Below are 22,656 nucleotides of genomic sequence, written 5' to 3'. Positions count from 1 at the left end.
TCCAAAGGCCAGCTTCTATCAGGCGAAAGGCACAGTTTCCGCAGCCGAGAGCGCCTGAACAGCAACAGATTAATGTATTTTGAACCGTTGTGAGGCCTACCACCTGTTACCTTGGCCTGAGTGACGATAAAAAAGTGCCAAGTTCCGAGCTGTTTCCCGTTTTGCGGAGTGTATTCACTATGCCGACCAGTGTTTTCGGTGCGTTCCGAACCGACACAGATCTGTCTGCGAATGACGTTACCTTCGATCCAACAGGCGTTGTCTTCGAGATTTCGGCCTACAGCCAGATCACTATCGAGGATGGGGCCGACGCTACAATCATCGATGGTGATGACCAGAACAACGAGTTTCCAAACGACCCAACGCAGACCTTCGATGGCAATGTGATCTTCTGGGACTTCACTATCGAAGTCACAGACGGCACCAATACGTACCAGATCGGTATCTTCGACTACGACATCGACGGCAATGGAAACTCGAACGTTATCAACGCGGAATCCGGGTTCTTCATTGGGTTTCTTGATGGCTCTGTTCCACCGCTGAACACGCCTCTGACCGTCAACGGGGTTATCGACAACGGCCCCGATATTGATGTTGATACGGTTGTGCCGTGTTTCGTTTCGGGCACGTTGATCGAAACACCTGATGGCCCACGATTGATTGACGATCTGAACCCAGGTGATTTGGTTCTCACTCAGGATAATGGTGCTCAACCGATCCGTTGGATCGGCACGCAGGACCTCGACAAAATAGATCTGACGCTGAAACCCAAGCTAAGGCCAATCCATATCGCGCAGGGTGCTTTGGGACAGGGCGTTCCTGCGCGTGATCTGTGTGTCTCGCCACAACACCGCATGCTGGTCAAGTCAGCCATTGCTGAGCGCATGTTCGCCAAAGATGAGGTCTTTGTCCCGGCCTGCAAACTGCTCGATCTGCCTGGCGTTTCAGTGCAGACGGGAGGCGCGACGGTTACGTATATCCACCTTCTCCTTGACCGCCACGAGGTCATCTTTGCCGAGGGCGCGCCGACGGAAAGCCTGTTCACGGGGCCCGAAGCGCTTAGGGCGATTGGAATGGATGCGGTCAAAGAATTGCGGCAAATTTTTCCGCAGTTGTTTTTAGACACCCACAAGCCGGAACCCGCGCGACTGGTCCCGAGGAGGGGGAGGCAAATGCGCAATCTAGTTCAGCGGCACGTGAAAAACGGCAAGCCAGTGGTTCAAAGAAAGGCTCATGCCAACAGGGGCGGATGACATCTCGTTAAGGCGCCGTTTTCGTTTGCACGGCTCATTTCCCTAGCCCAAACGCCAAATTCACTGTAGACTCTCAAACAGATCCCGAAAACGGGACGCGAGTGAGGCAGTAAGTGGCGGTATCTCATGACTGAGATGGTGTATGGCGCGGTCCAGGACCAGCGCGGGGAACCGATTCTACCAAAGTGGTGGCGGACGATTGATCGCTGGACGATGTCCTGCGTTCTGATTCTGTTTGTCATAGGATTGTTGCTGGGGCTGGCCTCATCGCCGCCTCTGGCCGGGCGCAACGGGTTTGATCCCTTCCACTATGTCGAACGTCAGGCGCTCTTCGGCGGATTGGCGCTGATCGCGATGCTACTGACCTCGATGATGTCGCCTACACTGGTGCGCCGTCTGGCTGTGCTGGGCTTTTTGGGGGCCTTCGTGGCGCTGGCGTTCCTGCCGGTCTTCGGGACGGATTTCGGAAAAGGCGCTGTACGCTGGTACTCGCTGGGCTTCGCCTCATTGCAACCGTCCGAGTTTCTAAAGCCTGGATTTGTGGTCGTTGCGGCGTGGCTGCTGGCAGCCTCGCAAGAGATCAACGGCCCTCCGGGGCGGTTGTGGTCCTTTGCGCTGTGTGTGGCAATTGTCGGAATGCTGGTGATGCAGCCTGATTTCGGGCAAGCTTGCCTGATCCTGTTCGGCTGGGGCGTGATGTATTTCGTTGCCGGAGCACCGATGCTTTTGCTGGTTGGCATGGCCGGAGTGGTCGTTCTGGGTGGGATGTTCGCCTATTCCAACTCGGACCACTTTGCCCGCCGCATCGACGGATTTCTGAACCAAGAGGTCGATCCGACCACTCAACTTGGCTACGCGACCAACGCCATCCGCGAGGGCGGTTTGTTTGGTGTTGGCGTGGGTGAGGGGCAGGTCAAATGGTCTCTGCCTGATGCGCATACGGATTTCATCATCGCAGTGGCGGCCGAGGAATATGGGCTGATCCTGGTGCTGATCATTATCGCGCTTTATTCGATCATCGTTGTGCGCTCACTGATGCGCCTGATGCGTGAGCGGGATATGTTCATCCGTCTGGCTGGCACCGGGCTGGCCTGCATGTTTGGCGTACAGGCGATGATCAATATGGGTGTCGCCGTGCGCCTGTTGCCCGCAAAGGGCATGACGCTGCCCTTTGTCAGTTATGGCGGCTCATCGCTGATCGCGGGTGGTATTGCGGTTGGCATGTTGCTGGCCTTCACACGCTCGCGCCCACAGGGTGAGCTTGGTGATATTCTGCGCGGACGAGGCTGATGGGCAAACCTTACCTGTTGATTGCGGCTGGCGGCACCGGGGGCCATATGTTCCCGGCGCAGGCCTTGGCTGAGGCGATGCTGCAAAAGGGCTGGCGCGTGCGCTTGTCGACCGACCCGCGTGGTGCCCGCTATACCGGGGGCTTCCCGCACACGACCGAGATTGTCGAGGCGTCCTCGGCCACTTTCGCACGCGGCGGTCTGGCCGCAAAGGCGCTGGTGGGGCCGAAGATTGCGGGCGGCGTAACCAGCATGGCGATGCAGATGTTGCGCGACCGTCCGGTCGTGGTTGTGGGATTTGGCGGCTATCCCTCGATCCCGGCGCTGGGCGCGGCAACGCTGCTGAAACTGCCGCGTATGATCCATGAGCAAAACGGTGTCTTGGGGCGTGTTAACCAGCTCTTCGCCACACGCGTGGCCCAAGTGGCCTGCGGTGTTTGGCCTACCGATCTGCCGGAAGGGTCCAGCGGTATTCACACCGGTAATCCGGTCCGGGCTTCGGTGCTGGAGCGGGCCGGCGCGCCCTATATCCCACCCGGTGAGTATCCGATGTCGGTTCTTGTGATGGGTGGCAGTCAGGGTGCGCGTATCCTCAGCGATGTGGTGCCCGAGGCAATCGCCGCTTTGCCCGAATTCCTGCGCGGGTTCATCCGCGTCTCGCATCAGGCCCGCGACGAGGATGGTGAGAGGGTTACGGCCTTCTACGCCGATCACGGCATTCGCGCGGATGTGCAGCCGTTCTTTGATGACGTTCCGCGCCGCATGTCGGATGCACAGCTTGTCATCAGCCGTTCGGGCGCGTCGAGCGTGGCCGATATCTCGGTTATCGGTCGCCCGTCGATCCTGATCCCTTTCGCCGCCGCCGCAGGCGATCACCAAACCGCCAATGCCCGAGGACTGGTGCAGGCAGGCGGGGCGATCATGATCCCCGAAAAGGCGCTTGACGTTCCCTCACTGACTGAGCAAATGACCACGGTTTTGACCAACCCCGAAGCCGCACAGAAAATGGCCCATGCCGCCCTCTCGACCGGAGCCCCCGACGCCACCGAGCGTCTGGTCGCCCTTGTCGAGCAACTGGCGCAAAAGGAGACCACATGAACCCCGCAACCAAACTACCGCAGGACGTAGGACCGATCCATTTCGTTGGGATCGGCGGGATCGGAATGTCGGGCATCGCTGAGGTGTTGCTGAATCTTGGCTACCGGGTACAGGGGTCGGACCTGAAAGCGTCGAAGATCACGGATCGGTTGGCGTCTCTGGGGGCCGAGATTTTTGTGGGGCAGAAGGCTGAAAACCTGCAAAACGCCGCCGTGGTCGTCACCTCGACCGCTATCAAACCGGGCAACCCGGAACTGGACGAAGCGCGCGCGCAGGGCCTGCCCGTCGTTCGCCGCGCCGATATGCTGGCCGAACTAATGCGCCTGCGCTCGAACATCGCAATCGCCGGGACGCATGGCAAAACCACCACGACCACGATGATGGCCGAGCTGATGGTGGCCGGAGATTTCGACCCAACCGTCATCAATGGCGGTATCATTCACGCCTATGGCTCGAACGCGCGCATGGGGCAGGGCGAATGGATGGTGGTCGAAGCCGACGAATCCGACGGCTCCTTCAACCGCCTGCCTGCAACCATCGCCATCGTCACCAATATCGACCCCGAGCATATGGAGCATTGGGGTGATTTCGACAGGTTACGTGATGGGTTCTATGAGTTCGTATCGAACCTGCCCTTCTACGGTCTGGCGGTGTGCTGCACAGACCATGCCGAAGTACAGGCGCTGGTCGGGCGCATTACCGACCGCCGCGTGCGCACCTATGGCTTCAACGCGCAGGCGGATGTGCGAGCGGAGAACCTGACTTACAAAGGTGGTGTCGCGCATTTCGATATCCATCTGCAATACGAAGACACGGTGATCGAGGGCTGCACGCTGCCGATGCCGGGTGATCACAACGTCTCGAACGCATTGTCGGCTGTGGCCGTGGCGCGTCATCTGGGCATGAAGACCACTGAAATCCGCGAGGCGCTGGCCAACTTTGGTGGCGTCAACCGCCGCTTCACCAAGGTCGGAGAGGTCGACGGTGTCACCATCATCGACGATTACGGCCACCACCCGGTCGAAATCGCCGCCGTCCTGAAAGCGGCCCGCCAAGCGACCGAGGGTCGCGTGATCGCCGTTCACCAGCCGCACCGCTATTCGCGCCTGTCCAACCTGTTCGATGACTTCTGCACCTGCTTCAACGACGCTGACGTGGTTGCAATCGCCGACATCTTCGCTGCCGGAGAAGAGCCGATCGAAGGTGCTTCGCGCGATGATCTGGTGCAGGGCCTCATCCGTCACGGCCACCGCCACGCACGCGCCTTGCTGGACGAAAACGATCTGGAGCGTCTGGTCCGCGAACAAGCCCGCCCGGGCGACATGGTCGTATGCCTTGGGGCAGGGACAATCAGCGCATGGGCGAACGGCTTGCCGCAACGGTTGCAACGAAAACAGGCTGTTTGACGGCGGATCTTATTTGCTGCACAACCTGAAGATGTGTGATCTATTGCCAAGACCACGTCCCAGGAGGGGACAATGGACTATTCAACCATCTTTGCCGCCCTTTGGGCGATCAGCGCCACTATCGTGGCCTTGCTGCCGATGCGGCTGCAATTCCCTCCGGGGATTGTGCTGTTGATCTGCGCGCCGGTGATGATCATCTGGCTGGGTTATGACCATGGATGGGTCTGGTCGGTTCTGGCCTTCGGAGGTTTCGCCTCAATGTTCCGCAACCCGATCCGCTATTACTGGCGCAAGTGGGTGCGAGGGGAGGTGATGGAGTGACCCTCTCTCTTGCCCTCGCGGCCCTGTGGGGCCTTGTTGCGAACTTGCTTGCGATGATCCCCAGCAAGGACAACCACTGGACCCGCGCCTATATCCTGATCGCGGTCGGTATCCCTCTGCTTGGATATGTCACCTATGAGAACGGCCCATGGGTCGGGCTGATAGTCCTCGTGATGGGTATGTCGATACTGCGCTGGCCGGTGATCTATCTGGGGCGGTGGCTTCGTCGGCGAATTTGACCGTTTCACTGCGGATGCATGTTGCCAACTCGCTCTGAATCCGCGAGTTAGCAGCTATGACTGTTCTTCCTGTGCCTCGTGGCAAACTGTCCGAAAACCGAAGTCTCAGCGACCTGACATGGCTGCGTGTCGGCGGTCCAGCTGACTATTTGTTCCAACCTGCGGATGTAGAAGATCTGCAGGGCTTTTTGCGCGAGCTTCCCGATGACGTCGTAATCTTCCCGATGGGCGTCGGCTCGAACCTCATAGTGCGCGATGGCGGATTGCGCGCCGTGGTGATACGGCTGGGGCGGGGCTTCAATGGGATTGAGATCGAGGGCACTAGGGTAACCGCTGGCGCGGCGGCTTTGGATGCGCATGTGGCGCGCAAAGCGGCGGATGCCGGTGTGGATCTGACCTTCTTGCGCACAATACCGGGCTCTATCGGTGGTGCTGTGCGCATGAACGCAGGGTGTTATGGCAGCTACACGGCGGATGTTCTGAAAAGGGCCACTGTCGTCACACGGCGGGGTGAAGTGATTGAGCTTGGCCCCGAGGACCTGAACTTTCGCTACCGTCAATCCGATCTGCCTGATGGTGCGGTGCTGATCTCGGCAAGTTTCGAAGGCCCGGAAGGTGAACCTGACGCGCTTCATGCCCGAATGACGGCGCAGTTGCAAAAGCGCGACGAGACCCAGCCCACCAAAGACCGCAGCGCCGGGTCGACCTTTCGCAATCCGGCAGGGTTCTCCTCGACCGGGAAGGCAGATGATGTGCATGACCTCAAGGCTTGGAAGGTCATCGACGATGCGGGCATGCGTGGGGCCAAGAAAGGTGGCGCGCAGATGAGCCCCAAGCACTCGAATTTCCTGATCAATACGGGCGAGGCGACCGCGGCGGACCTCGAAGGTCTGGGTGAAGAGGTGCGAAAAAAGGTTTACGAAACAAGCGGCATCACGCTAGAGTGGGAAATCATGCGGGTCGGTGATCCGCTGAAAGAATAAAGCCCCAACCGTCAGACCATAACAGGCAATTAACGGCGACGGATCAAAGGCATAAACGCAGTACGGACCACCACATAAGGTCCGGGGACATTGAGGCGCACATTGGGTATGTCGAGTAGGACAAACCCCAAAGTGGCGGTATTGATGGGTGGCCCCTCGGCGGAACGCGAGGTGTCTCTCAGCTCTGGGCGCGAATGCGCAGCCGCCCTTGTGGGAGAAGGCTTTGAAGTGGTTGAACTGGACGCAGGTCCCGACCTCTACGCGCGCCTTTTGGATATCAACCCAGATGTGGTTTTCAACGCTCTGCATGGCCGATGGGGCGAGGATGGCTGCGTGCAGGGTCTGTTGGAGTGGATGCGTATTCCCTACACCCATTCGGGTGTTTTGGCCTCGGCGCTTGCAATGGACAAGCAGCGCAGCAAAGAGGTCTATCAGGTCGAAGGACTGCCCATTGTTCCCAGCGTGATCGTGCCCAAGGTCGAGGTGGTTGAGGTTCACGTGATGGAGCCGCCTTACGTCGCCAAGCCCAACAACGAAGGGTCGAGCGTCGGCATCTACATCGTCCACGAAGGGTCGAACGGTCCTCCGCAGTTGTCGGAGGATATGCCCGATCACATCATGGTCGAAAAATACGTTGCGGGACGTGAGTTGACGGTGACCGTGATGGGTGATCGCGCCCTGACCGTGACTGAGATCATGACGGATGGTGGTTGGTACGACTACGATGCCAAATACAAGCCCGGCGGCTCGTGGCATGTGCTGCCCGCTGACATCCCGCAGGATATCTTTGACCGCTGCATGGGCTACGCTTTGAAAGCGCACAACGCTTTGGGCTGCCGCGGCGTGACCCGTACCGACTACCGTTGGGACGACACTATGGGCGCGGATGGGTTGTTCCTTCTGGAAACGAACACCCAGCCCGGTATGACGCCAACCTCTCTGGTGCCGGAACAGGCAGAACACTGCGGGATGAGTTTCGGACAGCTCTGCGCCTGGATGGTGGAGGACGCCTCATGCGACCGCTAAGAGCCTCCCGCGCGCCAGTGATCCATCGGGCCAAACCTCTGGCCGGGCCGGATGCTGATTTCGAATCCGCTGATACCGAATCCCATGAAACGCAGCCTGTTCTGCGTTTGGGCGGGGTGAAGCTGTTCAACCGCACCGCGCGTCGGTCTGATCCGGCACCGTCGCGCCTCAGCTACCGGTTCCAGCGTTGGATGTTGACGCCGGGCATCCGTATGGGCGTCAAGCTGGGTCTGCCGATCTGCGCTGTTGCGGCCGCCGTCGGGCTCTACTTTGCGTCCGAGGAGCGGCGCGAGGCGCTCAATACCTATATCGCCGACATACGCACCTCGATACAGGAGCGTCCTGAGTTCATGGTCAATCTGATGGCCATTGATGGCGCAGGTCCCGGCCTGTCTAATGACATTCGAGAGGTGGTGCCTCTGGATTTCCCGATCAGCTCTTGGGATCTGGACGTCGAAAAGATGCGCGACACGATTACCGGGCTTGATCCGGTGAAATCGGCCACTGTGCGCATTCGGCCCGGTGGCATCCTGCAGGTGGACGTTGTCGAGCGTCAGCCTGTCATCGTGTGGCGCACCCGAGAGTCTATTGAGCTTTTGGATGAGACCGGCGTTCATGTGGACCTGATCGCCTCACGCAAGGATCACAGCGACCTGCCCTTGATCGCGGGCAAGGGCGCGGATGAGCATGTCGCCGAAGCGCTTGAGATTTTCCGCACCTCACGCAGCCTTGGCACCCGTGTTCGGGGCCTGGTGCGTATTGGCGAGCGGCGCTGGGATCTGGTGCTGGATCGCGGCCAGCGCATCATGCTGCCGACGGACCGCCCGGTGCGCGCGCTCGAACGGGTGTTGGCCGTAAACGAAGTACAGGACCTGTTGGAGCGTGACGTGGCCGTAGTGGATATGCGCCTCGGACAGCGGCCAACGATCAGAATGACCAAAGCCGCCAGCGAAGACTGGTGGAATACAAAAGTGACAGTGGGTAACGGGCAGTAACGACCATGATGACCGATCTTTATCAGTCCCAACGCGCCATGCGGCAAATGCGCAGACAAGCGATGCAGCGGGGCGTTATCGCCATTCTGGATGTGGGTAGCTCGAAAATCTCGTGCCTCGTGCTTCGGTTTGATGGCACCGGGCGACTGAGTGAGGATAACACCATCGGCTCGATGGCCGGGCAGACCGGGTTCCGGGTCATTGGCGCGGCGACCACGCGTTCGCGCGGAGTGCAGTTTGGCGAAGTTACCGCCATGCAGGAAACCGAGCGTGCGATCCGCACCGCCCTGCAAGCCGCGCAGAAGATGGCCGATATCCGCGTCGATCACGTCATTGCTTGTTTCTCGGGCGCGAACCCACGTTCCTACGGTTTGGATGCGCAGGTCGATCTGGAAGGCCAGCTTGTGACCGAGGCCGAGGTTGGTCGTGTTCTGAACGCCTGCGATGTCCCGGATTACGGGGCTGGGCGTGAGGTTCTGCATGCCCAGCCGGTGAATTTCGCATTGGACAACCGCTCAGGCCTGATCGACCCGCGCGGGCAGATGGGGCAATCTCTGGCCGTCGACATGCATATGCTGACCGTAGACGCGATTGCGATCCAGAACATCGTCCGCTGTATCAAGCGGTGCGATCTGGAACTCGCAGGTATTGCAAATTCGGCCTATGTGTCGGGTATCTCGGCTCTGGTCGAGGATGAGCAGGAGTTGGGCGCGGCCTGCATCGACATGGGTGGCGGGACCACCAGCGTGTCGATCTTCATGAAGAAACACATGATCTACGCCGATTGCGTGCGCATGGGTGGTGATCACGTCACACAGGATATCTCGATGGGCCTTGGCGTGCCAACCGCCGTGGCCGAGCGGATCAAGACTTTCAATGGCGGTGTTCACGCGACCGGAGCCGATGATCGCGACCTGATCGATATTGGCGGCGATACCGGCGATTGGGAGCATGATCGCCGCACCGTCAGCCGGGCCGAGCTGATCGGGATAATGCGCCCTCGGGTCGAAGAGATTCTGGAAGAGGTGCGCGTCCGCCTCGATGCCGCCGGATTCGAACATATGCCCAGCCAGCAGATCGTGCTGACTGGTGGAGGTAGCCAGATCATGGGGCTCGACGGCCTCGCGACCCGTATCCTTGGCCAGCGCGTCCGTCTGGGCCGCCCGCTGCGCGTTCACGGCCTGCCGCAATCCGCCACCGGCCCGGGCTTTTCCTCGGCCGTTGGTCTCAGCCTGTTTGCGGCGCATCCGCAGGATGAGTGGTGGGATTTCGAGATCCCCGTGGACACCTATGCCGCGCGCCCGTTCAAGCGCGCCGTTCGGTGGTTCCGTGACAATTGGTAGAGCCCTGCGCCGCGCCTTGTGCGTGGCGCTTGCGCCCGGCCTCGCTTCGGCGCAGTCCGTCATCTCACCTGAGACGTTTCTGGATGCTGTGCTTGGCAAAACGGTGCAATTCCACGAAATCCGCAGCGGTGATCTGGTGGGAACCGAGCAGTTCCTGAACCGCAAGACCTCGGTCTGGCGGGTCGAGGGTGGGGGATGCGTCTACGGTCAGATCACGACACCGAATGGGCAGATCTGTTTTCTCTATGACGATGATACAGACGGCATTCCCGTCTGCTGGTGGCCATTCGAATATCAGGGCCGTTTGATGGTCCGGCTGGCAGAGCTGGGCAATGGGGAAATCCAGGAGGTGCGCAGCATGACCAATTACAGCCTGAATTGTCCAAGTGCCCCAATCAGTTGAAAAACACCTTGCGAAGGCCTGATTTATCCCTCAAGATATCCACAGGGCCCGTCAGAGGTCTTGCGGCAGGACATTGAGCAGTTTTCCGCAGTAGTTTTGGTTCGAATCCGGGGCGTGACGCGTAGGTCGTTCACTGCTCGGATGCTCTGTGTCTTGTAGTGATCCGCGTTGTTTCCGCTATATTTGGCAAAGCCTGCGAAATGCCGCCGGTTGCTGCCTTATTTCGTCCATATTTTGTGGAATCTCGTGATTTTTGACGTGACCTTTACGCATCACATCGCTAGAATCGAAGATGGATAGGTAAAGAAAAACACCGCTTTGGCGGAACAAAAATACAGGCGGACAGAGCATGACATTGAATCTTTCGATGCCCGGGCACGACGAACTGAAGCCTCGGATTACAGTATTTGGCGTTGGCGGCGCGGGCGGTAACGCGGTCAACAATATGATTGAAAAGCAGCTGGACGGCGTGGATTTCGTCGTCGCGAACACCGACGCGCAGGCGCTGCAGCAAAGCCAGTCCTCGGCGCGGGTGCAGCTGGGTGTAAAGGTCACCGAAGGTTTGGGGGCAGGGGCTCGTCCGACCGTTGGCGCCGCTGCCGCAGAAGAAAGCATTGAACAGATTGTCGACCATCTCGCGGGCGCGCACATGTGCTTCATCACTGCCGGCATGGGCGGTGGCACCGGGACGGGTGCTGCTCCGATCATCGCGCAAGCCGCGCGTGAGCTGGGCGTGCTCACGGTTGGTGTTGTCACCAAGCCCTTCCAGTTCGAAGGGGCCAAGCGCATGCGTCAGGCTGAAGACGGCGTTGAATCGCTGCAAAAGGTCGTCGACACGCTGATCATAATCCCCAACCAAAACCTGTTCCGTCTGGCCAATGAAAAGACCACCTTCACCGAGGCATTCTCGATGGCGGATGACGTGCTGTATCAGGGCGTTAAGGGCGTGACCGATCTGATGGTTCGTCCGGGCCTGATCAACCTTGACTTCGCGGACGTGCGCGCCGTGATGGACGAGATGGGCAAGGCGATGATGGGCACCGGCGAAGCCACTGGCGAAGATCGCGCCATTCAGGCGGCGGAAAAGGCCATCGCCAACCCGCTGCTGGACGAAATCAGCCTCAAGGGCGCGAAGGGCGTGCTGATCAACATCACCGGTTCGCACGACCTGACGCTGTTCGAACTGGACGAAGCCGCCAACCGCATTCGCGAGGAAGTGGACCCCGAGGCAAACATCATCGTCGGCTCGACGCTGGATACCGCAATGGAAGGGGGTATGCGCGTTTCGGTCGTCGCAACCGGCATCGACGCCAGCGAGAAGACCTCGGAAGTTCCGGTCGCGCGCCGTTCGATGTCCGAGCCTTTGACGCGCACCGTTTCTGCTGAAGAGCCGGTGCAGGAAGAGGCACCCGTCGCAGCGGAGGCCACGCCGGTTCAGACCGAAAACCGTGAACCATCACTGTTCGAAGCGGCAGAAGAGCCGGCCACGAGCCAGTTCCAGCCGCAAGTTGAACAGGATGATGATGGTCTTCCGCCCCCGGCCTACCAGCCGCGTGTGGCCGAGTTCGAACCGCAGCCGGAACCGGTCGAAGAGACCCCCGAAACCTATACCGCGCCACATCAGCATTCTGCCGGCACCCCCTCGCCCGAGGCGCTGCAGCGCCTTCAGGCCGCAGTTCAGAATGTCCCCTCAGCGGCGCAACGCCTGACGGCTACTCGGCCTCAGGAACCAGCCCCTCAGCCGCAGGCAGAACACGAAGAACGCCCCCGCTTCGGGTTCAATCGTCTGATCGACCGGATGACCGGCCACGCGGCAGATACGCCCGCGCAACCGCCGCGTCATCAGCCGCAAATGCGCCAAGCTGACGCTACGGCACCTGTCCAGGACGAGGCTGATCCGGATCAGGATCGCATCGAAATTCCGGCCTTCCTGCGGCGTCAAGCCAACTGATCGCGGTCACAAAATCATCGTAAAGGGTCGCCAAAAGGCGGCCCTTTTTTCATGATTTACAAGATCTTAAATAGCCCTGAGCAGGGTTTTGCCGATCTGTCACATTCATGTTTCATTCAGTTGCAAAGAGTGAGTTGAGCCTGAGGGGCCTCTTCCTTAACTCAGTGTCCAACACAGCCCGTATAGGCTGGACACTACGCTCTGAGGCTCATTTTGCAACATACGCTCAAATCTCCGGTTACGTTTAACGGCGTCGGACTGCATGGCGGTCAGCCTGCAATCATGGTTCTGAAACCGGCAGCCGCCGGTCACGGGATTTGGTTCAAGCGGACGGATATTGAGCTGGGCAATGCGTTGATCCCTGCAGTCTACGACATGGTCGAGCGTACACCGCTTTGCACCCGTCTGGTGAATGACGCCGGTGTTTCCGTCTCGACCATTGAACACATCATGGCAGCGCTTGCCGGGTGCGGGGTCCACAACGCTTTGATCGAGATTGACGGGCCCGAAGTTCCGATTATGGATGGATCCTCGATCGACTTTGTACGGGGCATTATGGCGAAGGGCGTTCGCCGGCAGGCCAGCCCGGTTCTGGCCTACGAAGTGTTGAAGCCTGTGACGGCGTCTCGTGAAGGGGCCAGTGCCTCGATCAAGCCTGCGGACGGGCTGATCATCGACTTCCACATCGATTTCGAGGATGCGGCCATCGGGAGCCAAACGAAAACGCTGGATATGCGCAACGGGTCCTTCGTGCGCGAACTTAGCGATAGCCGCACCTTCTGCCGTCGGATCGACGTCGAAACCATGCGTGAGAACGGCTTGGCTTTGGGCGGGACTCTGGAAAACGCGGTGGTCGTTCAGGGCACCGAGATTCTTACACCGGGCGGTTTCCGCCACGCGGATGAAGCTGTGCGCCATAAGATGCTCGACGCGCTGGGTGATCTCTATCTGGCTGGTGGTCCGATTCTGGGTCACTTCACCGGCGACAAGTCGGGCCATTCCATGACCAACACGCTGTTGCGTACATTGTTCGAAACGCCCGGCGCGGTTCGTCCGATCCTGTGCACCCCCGAGCAGGCCGCCCGTCTGCCCGGTCAGGGCCTTATTGCCGCCGAAATCCCTGCTGTCGCCTGATCTGATCAACTCTGACGACATTTCCGCCAGTAAGTGGATAATGCGTTTTGCACCGGAATTTTCTGTGCTAGACCAAGGCTCGATCCGGTTAGGATCCTGTAAGTAAGACGACTAAGGATGAGCGGTATGGTTGGCAACAAAGCGGCAGTCAGATTCGCAAGTGCGATTCTTCTGGCAGCAGTTTTGAGCGCCTGCGGCAACGGGGGAGGCCTGTTCGGTAGCAAAGGCGCGGATCGGGATCAGAACCTTGAAGGGTTCACGCCGGAACAGATCTACACACGCGGTGAGTATGAGCTGTCGCAGAATCGCTCAGATGATGCGGCGTGGTATTTCTCGGAAGTTGAGCGTCTGTATCCTTATTCCGATTGGGCCAAACGCGCTTTAATCATGCAGGCGTTTTCGTTCCATGCCGACAAGAATTACGAAGAAAGCCGTGCCGCGGCTCAGCGCTATATCGACTTCTACCCAACGGACGAAGATGCGGCTTATGCGCAGTATCTTCTGGCGCTCAGCTATTATGACCAGATCGACGAAGTCGGCCGCGATCAGGGTCTAACCTTTCAGGCGCTGCAAGCGTTGCGCACTGTGATTGAGGTTTATCCGGACAGCGAATACACCACCTCTGCTGTGCTGAAATTCGATCTGGCCTTTGACCATCTGGCCGGCAAAGAGATGGAGATCGGGCGCTATTACCTGCGTCAGGATCACTACGTCGCGGCCATCAACCGGTTCCGCGTCGTCGTTGAGGATTTCCAGACCACCTCTCACACCGCCGAGGCGCTCTATCGACTGATCGAGGCGTACCTGTCGCTCGGCCTGTTTGATGAGGCGCAGACGGCGGGCGCGATCCTGGGCTACAACTACCAGTCCTCGGAGTGGTATGATGACGGGTACAAGCTGCTGACCTCGCGTGGGTTGGATCTGAAGAGCCGTGGCAACAACTGGCTCAGCACGATCTATCGCCAGACGATCAAAGGTGAGTGGTTGTAATCGCCATGTCATCAGGCTTGGGACGTTAAAGACCCGATGCTGCGCGCCCTCGATATTCGCGACATGCTGATCATTGACCGGCTGGAATTGAGTTTTCAGCCGGGCCTGAACGCGTTGACCGGTGAAACCGGCGCGGGCAAGTCGATCCTTCTGGACTCGCTGGGCTTCGTTCTTGGATGGCGTGGACGGGCTGAGCTGGTGCGCCAAGGCGCGGCACAGGGCGAGGTTGTGGCCGAGTTCGAATTGCCCGAGGGCCACCCTGCCCATGCTGTTCTGTCTGAGGCTGGTTTGCCGGGTGGTGAAGAATTGATCCTGCGCCGCGTCAACACGGCAGAGGGCCGAAAAACCGCTTGGGTCAATGATCGCCGCTGTTCAGGTGAGGTTCTGCGGGCTTTGTCGGAAACACTGATCGAATTGCATGGGCAGCATGATGACCGGGGATTGCTGAACCCTCGTGGGCACCGTGTTCTGCTGGATGACTATGCTCAGGTCTCGGAACTATTGGCCAAGGTCCGTCAGGCGTGGTCGGAGATGTCGCGCAGCCGCAAAGCGCTGGCCGAGACCGAGGCCGCTTTGGCAGCCATGCGCGCTGAAGAGGAATTCCTGCGCCATTCCGTGGCCGAGTTGGACAAGCTCGATCCGCAACCTGGAGAAGACGCTGATCTCGATGCCCGCCGCCGCATGATGCAAGGGGCAGAGCGTATCCGCGACGATGTCGCCCGCGCATTTGATCTGCTGGGTGGTGACGGGGCCGAAGGCGCGATTTCGGATGCGACACGTTGGCTCGAAGGCGTGTCGGACTCTGCAGGTGGCCAGTTGGAGGAGCCGATTGCAGCGCTTGGTCGGGCCATGATCGAATTGGGTGAGGCGCAGGACGGTGTGAACGCCTGCCTTCAGGCGCTGGACTTCAATCCCGCCGACCTAGAAGCCGCCGAGGAGCGTTTGTTCGCCATCCGAGCACTGGCCCGTAAACATGATGTGGCCCCGGATGATTTGGGCACCTTTGCCGATACTCTGCGTGATCGCTTGGGTAAGCTGGATGCGGGCGACGCCGATCTGGCCGACCAACGTGCTGCGGTTGAGGCGGCCCAGGCGACCTATGATGCGGCTGCGGCAGATCTTAGCGCTGCGCGTCAAGCGGCGGCTGGACAGTTGGATCAGGCCGTCATGGCCGAGCTTGCGCCGCTGAAAATGGAACGCGCGGTGTTTCGGACCGAACTTACCGCGTCCGATCCCGGACCTGAGGGCACCGACGCGGTGGCCTTTACGGTTTCCACCAACCCAGGCGCACCATCGGGACCGCTGAACAAGATCGCCTCGGGCGGGGAGCTCAGCCGCTTTCTGCTGGCGTTGAAAGTTTGCCTGTCCGGCGATGACAGCGCCCGGACCATGATCTTTGACGAGATCGACCGGGGTGTGGGCGGTGCGACCGCTGATGCGGTGGGCCGCAGGCTGGCGTCTCTGGCACAAGGCGGGCAGGTTCTGGTCGTCACGCATTCCCCTCAGGTCGCCGCGCGCGCAGCCCATCACTGGCGTGTGCAGAAGCAGGTTACCGATGGCCAGACGCTTTCGACCGTAGTGCCGCTGGCCGAAATAGATCGCGTGGACGAAATTGCCCGCATGGTCTCGGGCGATACGATCACAGATGAAGCGCGCGCGGCTGCGCGCGCTTTGTTGGAGGCTTAATGCGTCTTTGGCGCAATCTGCTGGCCTGACCGTCGCTATCTTACTTTTCTCAGACCTCGCCGTGGCTTACTAAGGGTTAAGATATGACCCCCGAGAGCCAATGACCCAATCAACCCGCACCGTTCTGCGCAACCAGCTCAATCAGGCTCTGGCCGCGATCAAGGATGCGTTGCGGGTGATGCGTCGCCGAGGACCAAGCCAAATCCAGTTCTGGTTTATCGCTCTGGCGATCGGGATTGCGGCGGGGTTCATGGCGCTAGGGTTCCGCAAGGCGATCCGCGGCTTGCAGGCCTATATCTACGATACCGAGGATATCCTGCTGTTGCACAGTCATGCCGAGAAGCTGCCTTGGTTCATCGTGCTGATCATTCCGATCATCGGTGGGGTGATCGTGGGGCTGATCCTCACGCGTTTTACCGACGATGGCCGTGTCCGTTCGGTCGCGGATGTGATCGAAGGGGCGGCGGTCAGCGATGGGCGGGTTGAGACCAAGGCTGGCGTCGCTTCGTTGTTCGCCTCGCTGATCACACTCAGTACAGGTGGCTCCACAGGGCGGGAAGGGCCGGTGGTCCATATGGCCGGGGTCATCTCGACCTGGGTCAGCGACCGCATTCATGCGGACGGAATCACTGGGCGCGACCTGTTGGGCTGCGCTGTAGCTGCTGCAGTCTCTGCCAGCTTTAACGCGCCCATAGCGGGCGCGCTGTTCGCGCTTGAGGTCGTTCTGCGCCACTTCGCAGTCCACGCTTTCGCACCCATCGTCATTGCCTCGGTTGCGGGGACGGTGATCAACCGGCTGGAATATGGCGACGTCACCGAGTTTACGCTGGATACGCCCGGTTCACTGCAATTCTACGTCGAACTACCTGCCTTCCTAATCCTCGGGCTGATCTGTGGGTTGGTATCCTTGCTACTGATGCGATCGATCTTTTTCGCCGAGGATATCGGCAATCATGTTCAAGCCCGATTGTCTTTGCCCGGATGGCTGCGCCCGGCGGTTTCGGGTGCAATGCTGGGTCTTCTGGCGATCTGGTTCCCGCATATCATTGGCGTTGGGTATGAAACGACGATTCGCGCCCTGACCGGCGATCTGGTGCTGACCACAGCGATCCTGTTTGCGGTCCTCAAGACAGTGGCCGTTGCAATCACTATGGGCGGGCGCATGGGCGGAGGGGTGTTTTCGCCTTCCCTGATGATCGGAGCGCTGACCGGACTGGCCTTTGGGCTGATCGCCACCGGATTGCTGCCGGATGTATCGGGGACCCATACCCTCTACGCTTTCGCTGGTATGGGCGCCGTGGCCGCCGCAGTTCTGGGCGCGCCGATCTCGACCACTTTGATTGTGTTCGAACTGACCGGAGACTGGCAGATCGGTCTAGCGGTTATGGTATCGGTGTCGATGTCCACCGCCTTGGCCTCACGACTTGTGGACCGGTCGTTCTTCCTTACCCAGCTGGAACGTCGCAATGTGCATCTGGCGGCGGGACCACAGGCCTATCTGTTGGCGATGCTGCGTGCTGGAGCGGTAATGCGACCGATTGGCGATGCGCGCTCGATCACCAAGGAGGAAGCGCGGGCGCTGATCGAAAAAGGCCTCTGCGTCAAGGCAAGCGCGACACTCGAGGCGGCGATGCCCTATTTTGACCGCGATGATATTCCTTGTATCCCCGTGATCGTCATGGACGAAAACGGGACAGAGACGCCGGTTGGCGCGCTCTATCACATCGACGTTCTAAAGGCCTATAACCGAGCGCTGGCTGCGACAGCGGCCGAGGAACACTCCTAGCCGTTATACACGCTCGCCGCGTCACCCAGGTAGTTGTCCCACGCGAACCAATAAGAGATATGCCCGGCCACGCGCGGCAATTGTGTGCCATCCGGTCCGATCAGCATCTCTTCAGACAAGGTCCATTTGCGACCGCTCTCATCGACCAGACCTCCGCCTGATGCTTTGAACCGGTGGCCTGCACGCTCGTAGGCGCGCACTGTCCGGCGGTCTGAGTTGCCGATCAGAACCAAAGGCCGATCCGCAATCGCGTCGTTGATCACACGGGTCCGGTCGAAGGCGTCCAGCGGCCAGGCCCGCGCGGCGCCGAACTGGCGGATGGTGAAGATGTAGTCCTTCTGGCGATGCTCGGACTGATCTACCAAAGCCGGGAACATCAACTCGGGCGAGGCGAAATACTCGCGATACACCACACCTGAGCCATAGTTGCGACGATGCCCGGTGCTGAGCGACAAGACGCGCGTGCCCGGGTGAGAGTTCTTCCAGCTGTCCCAGGTCGTGATCACCACCGGGCGCTGCTTCAGCTCGATCCCGCTGTCGACCAGGGGGCCCACGACGGGTTTGCCGGTATATTGGTTCCACAGCGAGTGCGTCTCGCGGTCGAACATCAGCTTGTTCGAGCGATACAGGAACCCCGAGGAGCCGAAGACAAACGGTTTCCGCCGCCCCGGCACTTGCGTCTCAAACAAGATGCCCGACCCGCAGAGGGTGCAATAGGCCAATGCCACCGGCACGCCGCCGATCACCTCGTTGAACATCTCGTGCCAGCCCATGATCCTAAGCGGGTAAGCACGCACGTCACCGTTGATCGAGACCCCAAAGACCAGATCATCCTCTTTCAGATAGTCGGCGTCGGAGGCCGAGATCAGCTTCGGATTGTCCAGCGAAGGGATGCCATCCTTGCGCACGCCGCCCCAGGTGATCTCCTCCAGCCGGATCTTCATCCGCTCGCGCTGCAGGTATTCGGGACGCAGGAACAGGTCGAAATTGTCGTCGATCCGCAGCAAGACCTCGCGTTTGAACGGGATCAAAGAAGGGTGTGGGACGATCTGAGGGTTCTGCTCTTGCCACAGCATCCAGTCGAACCAGTCGGTGCCAAGTTGCTCGCCGGTCAGAGTCTCCATCACCTCGACGATGTCGTCCCGCCGCCGGTCGGTGAAGCGCATGGCGGTCAACAGAGCAGGGACCACATCCGGGTTTCCGCGCTGAGCCAGAAAGGCCATCTTAGCCTCGAAATCCGTTCGACCGCCGCGCAGCGTACTGTGCAGCGCGTCCAACACAGGGTCTTCCTGCGCCCAACTTGCGGCAGGTGCCAGCGCGCTGGCTCCGACCATTCCGACAAATTGGCGACGAGAAACAGACATGGCACCCTCCGATCCTTTTTCGCGCTCAGTATTAGGGCAAATGCACCGCCTTGCATGAAACAGCTGCGTGATTGGCGCGTGATCACCCGCGATCGTTGATTTGAGGGGTTAGGTCTGAAAAACAGAGAGGGTATTTTCAGAGCAGATTTCCCATGACCAATGCGATGCTGGGTGGTCAGCCGCATCCCGCGCGCTCTGGCCGGCGGCGGGTTTTGTGTCTTGCCTGCCTTTGCGCATTGCCTTGCCTTCACCGCTTTGCCCATTTTCTATGTGCAATAGGTCGGACTTCCTGGCTATGCGCTCGATTTTGATCGCGACCTCTTTACTGGCGGGGACAGCGGCTGAGGAACACTCATGAGGTTTTGGTGGCGGCCGGGCCACTATGGGCTTCTCTTTGAATTGAACACGTTGTCTGAAAGTGCGGTGTCTCCTAGCCTAATTGACGAACTTCTCATGAAAGTCACTCTGATTGAGGTTTGGACATGTCTCACGAACGATTTTCTTGGCTGATAGCGGCGGTTGCGATCTCGATGATTGGTGCTGCCCAATCTCGCGCGCAGGAGGCGCCGTATGTCACTGGCTTTCTCGGTGTTACCGATATGGGCGACTATGATTTTGATTTCTTTCAAACGGTTCCTTCAATCGTGGTCGGTCAAGGCACCATCACAACCAACACTGGAATCTCCTACGGACTGGCCGTCGGAATGAAGGTCGCGCCAAATCTGCGGGCCGAATTCGAACTTTCACACGCCTCGAATGATACAAAGGAAATCGGCCGCCCGTTTACCCAGTACGACGGAAGCTTTGATGCGACATTCGGGATGGTAAACCTCTGGTATGACATCCCGGTGCAGGGCAGGTTCAAGCCCTATGTTGGCGGCGGGCTTGGGTTTGCGCGGGTTTCCCACGACGGTCAGTCCGGTGCTGGCGTCACATTGGTCGATGACAGTGACACCGCCATTGCAGGGCAATTGGGGTTTGGCGGCCGCTTCCAAGTAGGGGAACGCGGAAACATCGACATCGGGTACCGTTACAAGACGACCGGCGATCTTGATTTCACCACGACCCAAGTGTTCATCCCAACAGATCTCACGGATGGCCGCTACTCGTCGCACTCGCTCATTCTTGGGTACAGCTACAGTTTCTGACAGACGTAACTAGGTACTTGCGGCCTCAAATCTGTTCGACCTTGATCGAGTCCACCGGGTAGAAAGCCAGATAGTCTTTGAGGCCGGCGGTATCCTTACCGGGTGCCTCAAAGCTCCAGGCCGCGTTTTCGGTGACCGAGGATTTATTCACGATCGAGAAATGCGTAGCATCGCCTTTGTGCGGGCAGTGGATCACCTTGTCCGTACGGTCCAGGAAGGCCATCGCAATGTCAGAACGGGGAAAGTAGATCACGGGTTCCAGATCACCTTCGCGCAACTCAAGCGCGTTCGAGCTTTCGCCCAGAATGGCCCCACCGGAGCGGACGCTCCATTTGCCGGGTGCTTCTGTGATCGTGATTTCAACCATGTCTTTTCCCTCGTTCTTATCAGGGCTTCTCCTTTGCCCATTTTATGTGACAGTCTGATGTCAGACTGGCGCAGTTGCGGCATCCAACCACAGTTGAGCGTCCTCGCCCAGCCTTGGCCTGATTTTTTCCGCAACGTCGCGGTGATAGCTGTTAAGCCAATCCCGTTCTTGCGCGGTCAACATGTCGACCAGGATCAGGCGGCGGTCAATGGGCACATAGGTTAGCGTGCGCCACTGCAACATGGCCCGTTCCTCATCGCCGTCGGGCAGCGATGGTGCTTCCTCCACGACAATCAAGTTCTCAATCCGAATGCCAAACGCGCCCTCGCGGTAATACCCGGGTTCGTTCGACAGGATCATGCCGGGCTCAAACGGTACATGGCTGACACGCGACAGGCGTTGCGGGCCTTCATGCACGCTCAGATACGCGCCGACACCGTGACCGACGCCGTGGTTGAAGTCCTGCCCGGCCTGCCACAAAGGCACGCGCGCGACGCATTCGATATCGCGTCCGGCCAGACCGATTGGCCAGCGCAGCATCGACATGGCGATCATGCCTTTCAACACGCGAGTAAAGCAGGCCTTCTCGGTCTCACCAACCACACCTATTGCGATGGTGCGCGTGATGTCGGTGGTTCCGTCCAGATACTGCCCGCCGCTGTCCAGCACCAACAGATGACCGTCCTGCAAGGTGCTGTCGGTCTCTTCAGTCACACGGTAATGCATGATCGCCCCGTTGGGACCTGTGCCGGCGATCGTGTCGAATGAGATATCCTGTAGCGCATTGTCCCGCCGACGGGCCTCTTCCAACCGGGTCACGACCTGCGTTTCGCTGATCTGCCCCGGCGTTTGCTGATCCAGCCAGAACAGCGTTTCGACGACGGCAACGGCGTCGCGCAGGTGGGCCTCGGCGCTGCCTGCGATTTCGGCCGGGTTCTTGCGCGCTTTGGGCAGGGCGCAGGGGTCGCCACCGTCAACCATCCAGTCCCCAAGCGCATCCGCCACAATCTGAGGCACTGTGCCCGGATCGACCTGAACCTTACCTTCTAGGGCAGCAACGGCGTCCAGAAATCCATCAGGCTCATGAACCGAAACCTGAGGGCCCAGATCTTCTCCCACTTCGCCTAGTTTTGCTGCAGCCATGAACAGATCAACACGCCCGTCCGCATGCAGAATGGCAAAGCCATGGGCGACCGGGTTGTAAGCAATGTCCGAGCCGCGAATGTTCAACACCCACATGATCGAGTCGGGCAAAGTGATCACCGCCGCACTCCGCCCGCCGTCTCGTAGGCTTTCAGCCATTCGGGTGATTTTGCTCTCAGCGGTTTCCCCTGCAAACTCAATCGGATGTACCTTGACTGGGTTCATCGGAGGAGCAGGCTGATCCCGCCATATCCGGTCCACCAGATTGGCACAGCGCACCAACTCAATCCCGCTTCCCTCAAGGTCCGTCTGCGCTGCTTTGATCTGCCCTGCGGCATGAAGCCAGGGATCAAATCCGACCGATCCCCCGTTTGGCAACTGCTGTTTCAACCAACTGCTCAGGCTCACATCGGGCCAGGGCACCGGAGTGTAGTCGTCGGCCACCTGCGCCTTGACCTGTGTCCGATAGCGCCCATCGATGAACACCCCGGCCACGTCCCGCAGCGCGGCGCAAAACCCGGCCGAGCCGGTGAACCCGGTCAACCACGCCAGCCGTTCGTCCCGAGGGGCCACATACTCACCCTGATGCGCATCCGCGCGCGGCACCAGAAACCCGTCCAAACCTTCGCGCTCTAGTTCCTGCCGCAAAGCAGTCAATCGCGGAGGTCCCTGTTCGGGCCGTGCTGTTACCTCAAAAGACTGAAACATACCTGCCTCCCTCAAGCCAAAGT

Annotated in this window: 20 protein-coding genes; 17 read left to right on the top strand and 3 right to left on the bottom strand. The window is 59.5% G+C overall.

Annotated elements, in window-relative coordinates; translation table 11 throughout:
• Positions 1 to 179: 179 nt before the first annotated feature.
• The 16 genes from ACR0NO_RS02945 to ACR0NO_RS02870 all read left to right on the top strand — a co-directional run bounded on the left by ACR0NO_RS02945 (position 180) and on the right by ACR0NO_RS02870 (position 17,903).
• On the top strand, positions 180 to 1,253 hold the full coding sequence (locus ACR0NO_RS02945; protein WP_480722927.1) for a Hint domain-containing protein: 1,074 nt from the start codon (positions 180 to 182) through the stop codon (positions 1,251 to 1,253).
• 126 nt (positions 1,254 to 1,379) lie between these two features.
• Entirely contained in the window at positions 1,380 to 2,543 is a 1,164-nt protein-coding gene (gene ftsW / locus ACR0NO_RS02940) for a putative lipid II flippase FtsW (protein WP_480722926.1), read from the top strand.
• Positions 2,543 to 3,640, top strand: coding sequence for a UDP-N-acetylglucosamine--N-acetylmuramyl-(pentapeptide) pyrophosphoryl-undecaprenol N-acetylglucosamine transferase (locus tag ACR0NO_RS02935; protein WP_480722925.1), 1,098 nt, complete (start codon positions 2,543 to 2,545; stop codon positions 3,638 to 3,640). Before ftsW ends, ACR0NO_RS02935 begins: the two co-directional genes overlap by 1 nt.
• Positions 3,637 to 5,046, top strand: a complete 1,410-nt coding sequence (gene murC / locus ACR0NO_RS02930; protein ID WP_480722924.1) for a UDP-N-acetylmuramate--L-alanine ligase — start codon at positions 3,637 to 3,639, stop codon at positions 5,044 to 5,046. Before ACR0NO_RS02935 ends, murC begins: the two co-directional genes overlap by 4 nt.
• A 72-nt stretch (positions 5,047 to 5,118) precedes the next feature.
• Positions 5,119 to 5,367 (top strand): DUF2484 family protein, encoded by a 249-nt coding sequence (locus ACR0NO_RS02925; RefSeq protein ID WP_480722923.1) that lies wholly within the window; start codon positions 5,119 to 5,121, stop codon positions 5,365 to 5,367.
• Entirely contained in the window at positions 5,364 to 5,606 is a 243-nt protein-coding gene (locus tag ACR0NO_RS02920) for a DUF2484 family protein (RefSeq protein WP_170554216.1), read from the top strand. Before ACR0NO_RS02925 ends, ACR0NO_RS02920 begins: the two co-directional genes overlap by 4 nt.
• Before the next feature lie 56 nt (positions 5,607 to 5,662).
• Positions 5,663 to 6,589: a UDP-N-acetylmuramate dehydrogenase gene (gene murB / locus ACR0NO_RS02915; RefSeq protein WP_480722922.1), complete on the top strand. Its 927-nt coding sequence runs from the start codon at positions 5,663 to 5,665 to the stop codon at positions 6,587 to 6,589.
• Positions 6,590 to 6,697: 108 nt separating this feature from the next.
• The gene (locus ACR0NO_RS02910) at positions 6,698 to 7,615 is read left to right on the top strand and encodes a D-alanine--D-alanine ligase (protein WP_170637168.1); all 918 of its coding nucleotides are present in this window, start codon (positions 6,698 to 6,700) and stop codon (positions 7,613 to 7,615) included.
• Complete coding sequence (locus ACR0NO_RS02905) at positions 7,603 to 8,610, top strand: cell division protein FtsQ/DivIB (protein ID WP_480722921.1); 1,008 nt, start codon at positions 7,603 to 7,605, stop codon at positions 8,608 to 8,610. The genes ACR0NO_RS02910 and ACR0NO_RS02905 overlap by 13 nt, the downstream gene beginning before the upstream one ends.
• An 8-nt stretch (positions 8,611 to 8,618) precedes the next feature.
• Complete coding sequence (gene ftsA / locus ACR0NO_RS02900; RefSeq protein ID WP_170375007.1) at positions 8,619 to 9,953, top strand: cell division protein FtsA; 1,335 nt, start codon at positions 8,619 to 8,621, stop codon at positions 9,951 to 9,953.
• Complete coding sequence (locus ACR0NO_RS02895) at positions 9,940 to 10,356, top strand: hypothetical protein (protein ID WP_480526631.1); 417 nt, start codon at positions 9,940 to 9,942, stop codon at positions 10,354 to 10,356. Before ftsA ends, ACR0NO_RS02895 begins: the two co-directional genes overlap by 14 nt.
• A gap of 349 nt (positions 10,357 to 10,705) precedes the next feature.
• The gene (gene ftsZ, locus ACR0NO_RS02890; RefSeq protein ID WP_480722920.1) at positions 10,706 to 12,307 is read left to right on the top strand and encodes a cell division protein FtsZ; all 1,602 of its coding nucleotides are present in this window, start codon (positions 10,706 to 10,708) and stop codon (positions 12,305 to 12,307) included.
• A gap of 213 nt (positions 12,308 to 12,520) precedes the next feature.
• Positions 12,521 to 13,441: a UDP-3-O-acyl-N-acetylglucosamine deacetylase gene (gene lpxC, locus ACR0NO_RS02885; RefSeq protein ID WP_480722919.1), complete on the top strand. Its 921-nt coding sequence runs from the start codon at positions 12,521 to 12,523 to the stop codon at positions 13,439 to 13,441.
• 126 nt (positions 13,442 to 13,567) lie between these two features.
• Entirely contained in the window at positions 13,568 to 14,431 is an 864-nt protein-coding gene (locus ACR0NO_RS02880) for an outer membrane protein assembly factor BamD (RefSeq protein ID WP_170468611.1), read from the top strand.
• A 36-nt stretch (positions 14,432 to 14,467) separates the two neighbouring features.
• Positions 14,468 to 16,117, top strand: coding sequence for a DNA repair protein RecN (gene recN / locus ACR0NO_RS02875; RefSeq protein WP_480722918.1), 1,650 nt, complete (start codon positions 14,468 to 14,470; stop codon positions 16,115 to 16,117).
• Between the two features lie 100 nt (positions 16,118 to 16,217).
• A complete protein-coding gene (locus ACR0NO_RS02870) occupies positions 16,218 to 17,903 on the top strand; it encodes a chloride channel protein (RefSeq protein WP_170375019.1) in 1,686 nt (561 codons plus the stop codon).
• Here the strand turns inward: ACR0NO_RS02870 and ACR0NO_RS02865 are convergent.
• Positions 17,900 to 19,267 carry a DUF3179 domain-containing protein gene (locus ACR0NO_RS02865; protein WP_480722917.1) on the bottom strand — a complete coding sequence of 456 codons (1,368 nt, stop codon included), beginning with the start codon at positions 19,265 to 19,267 and terminating at the stop codon, positions 17,900 to 17,902. The two genes, ACR0NO_RS02870 and ACR0NO_RS02865, sit on opposite strands and share 4 nt — an antisense overlap.
• Positions 19,268 to 19,749: 482 nt before the next feature.
• Here ACR0NO_RS02865 and ACR0NO_RS02860 point away from each other — a divergent pair, with 482 nt between their 5' ends.
• Positions 19,750 to 20,415, top strand: a complete 666-nt coding sequence (locus ACR0NO_RS02860) for an outer membrane protein (protein WP_480722916.1) — start codon at positions 19,750 to 19,752, stop codon at positions 20,413 to 20,415.
• A gap of 25 nt (positions 20,416 to 20,440) precedes the next feature.
• On the opposite strand, the gene ACR0NO_RS02855 is transcribed toward ACR0NO_RS02860, so the two are convergent.
• Both ACR0NO_RS02855 and ACR0NO_RS02850 read right to left on the bottom strand, forming a co-directional pair.
• The gene (locus ACR0NO_RS02855; RefSeq protein ID WP_170460962.1) at positions 20,441 to 20,782 is read right to left on the bottom strand and encodes a DUF427 domain-containing protein; all 342 of its coding nucleotides are present in this window, start codon (positions 20,780 to 20,782) and stop codon (positions 20,441 to 20,443) included.
• Positions 20,783 to 20,842: 60 nt separating this feature from the next.
• Positions 20,843 to 22,633, bottom strand: coding sequence for an aminopeptidase P family protein (locus ACR0NO_RS02850; protein WP_480722915.1), 1,791 nt, complete (start codon positions 22,631 to 22,633; stop codon positions 20,843 to 20,845).
• Positions 22,634 to 22,656 lie beyond the last annotated feature (23 nt).

The organism is Ruegeria sp. CL3, from assembly GCF_056536505.1.
This window is presented reverse-complemented; position numbering and strand designations above follow the sequence as displayed.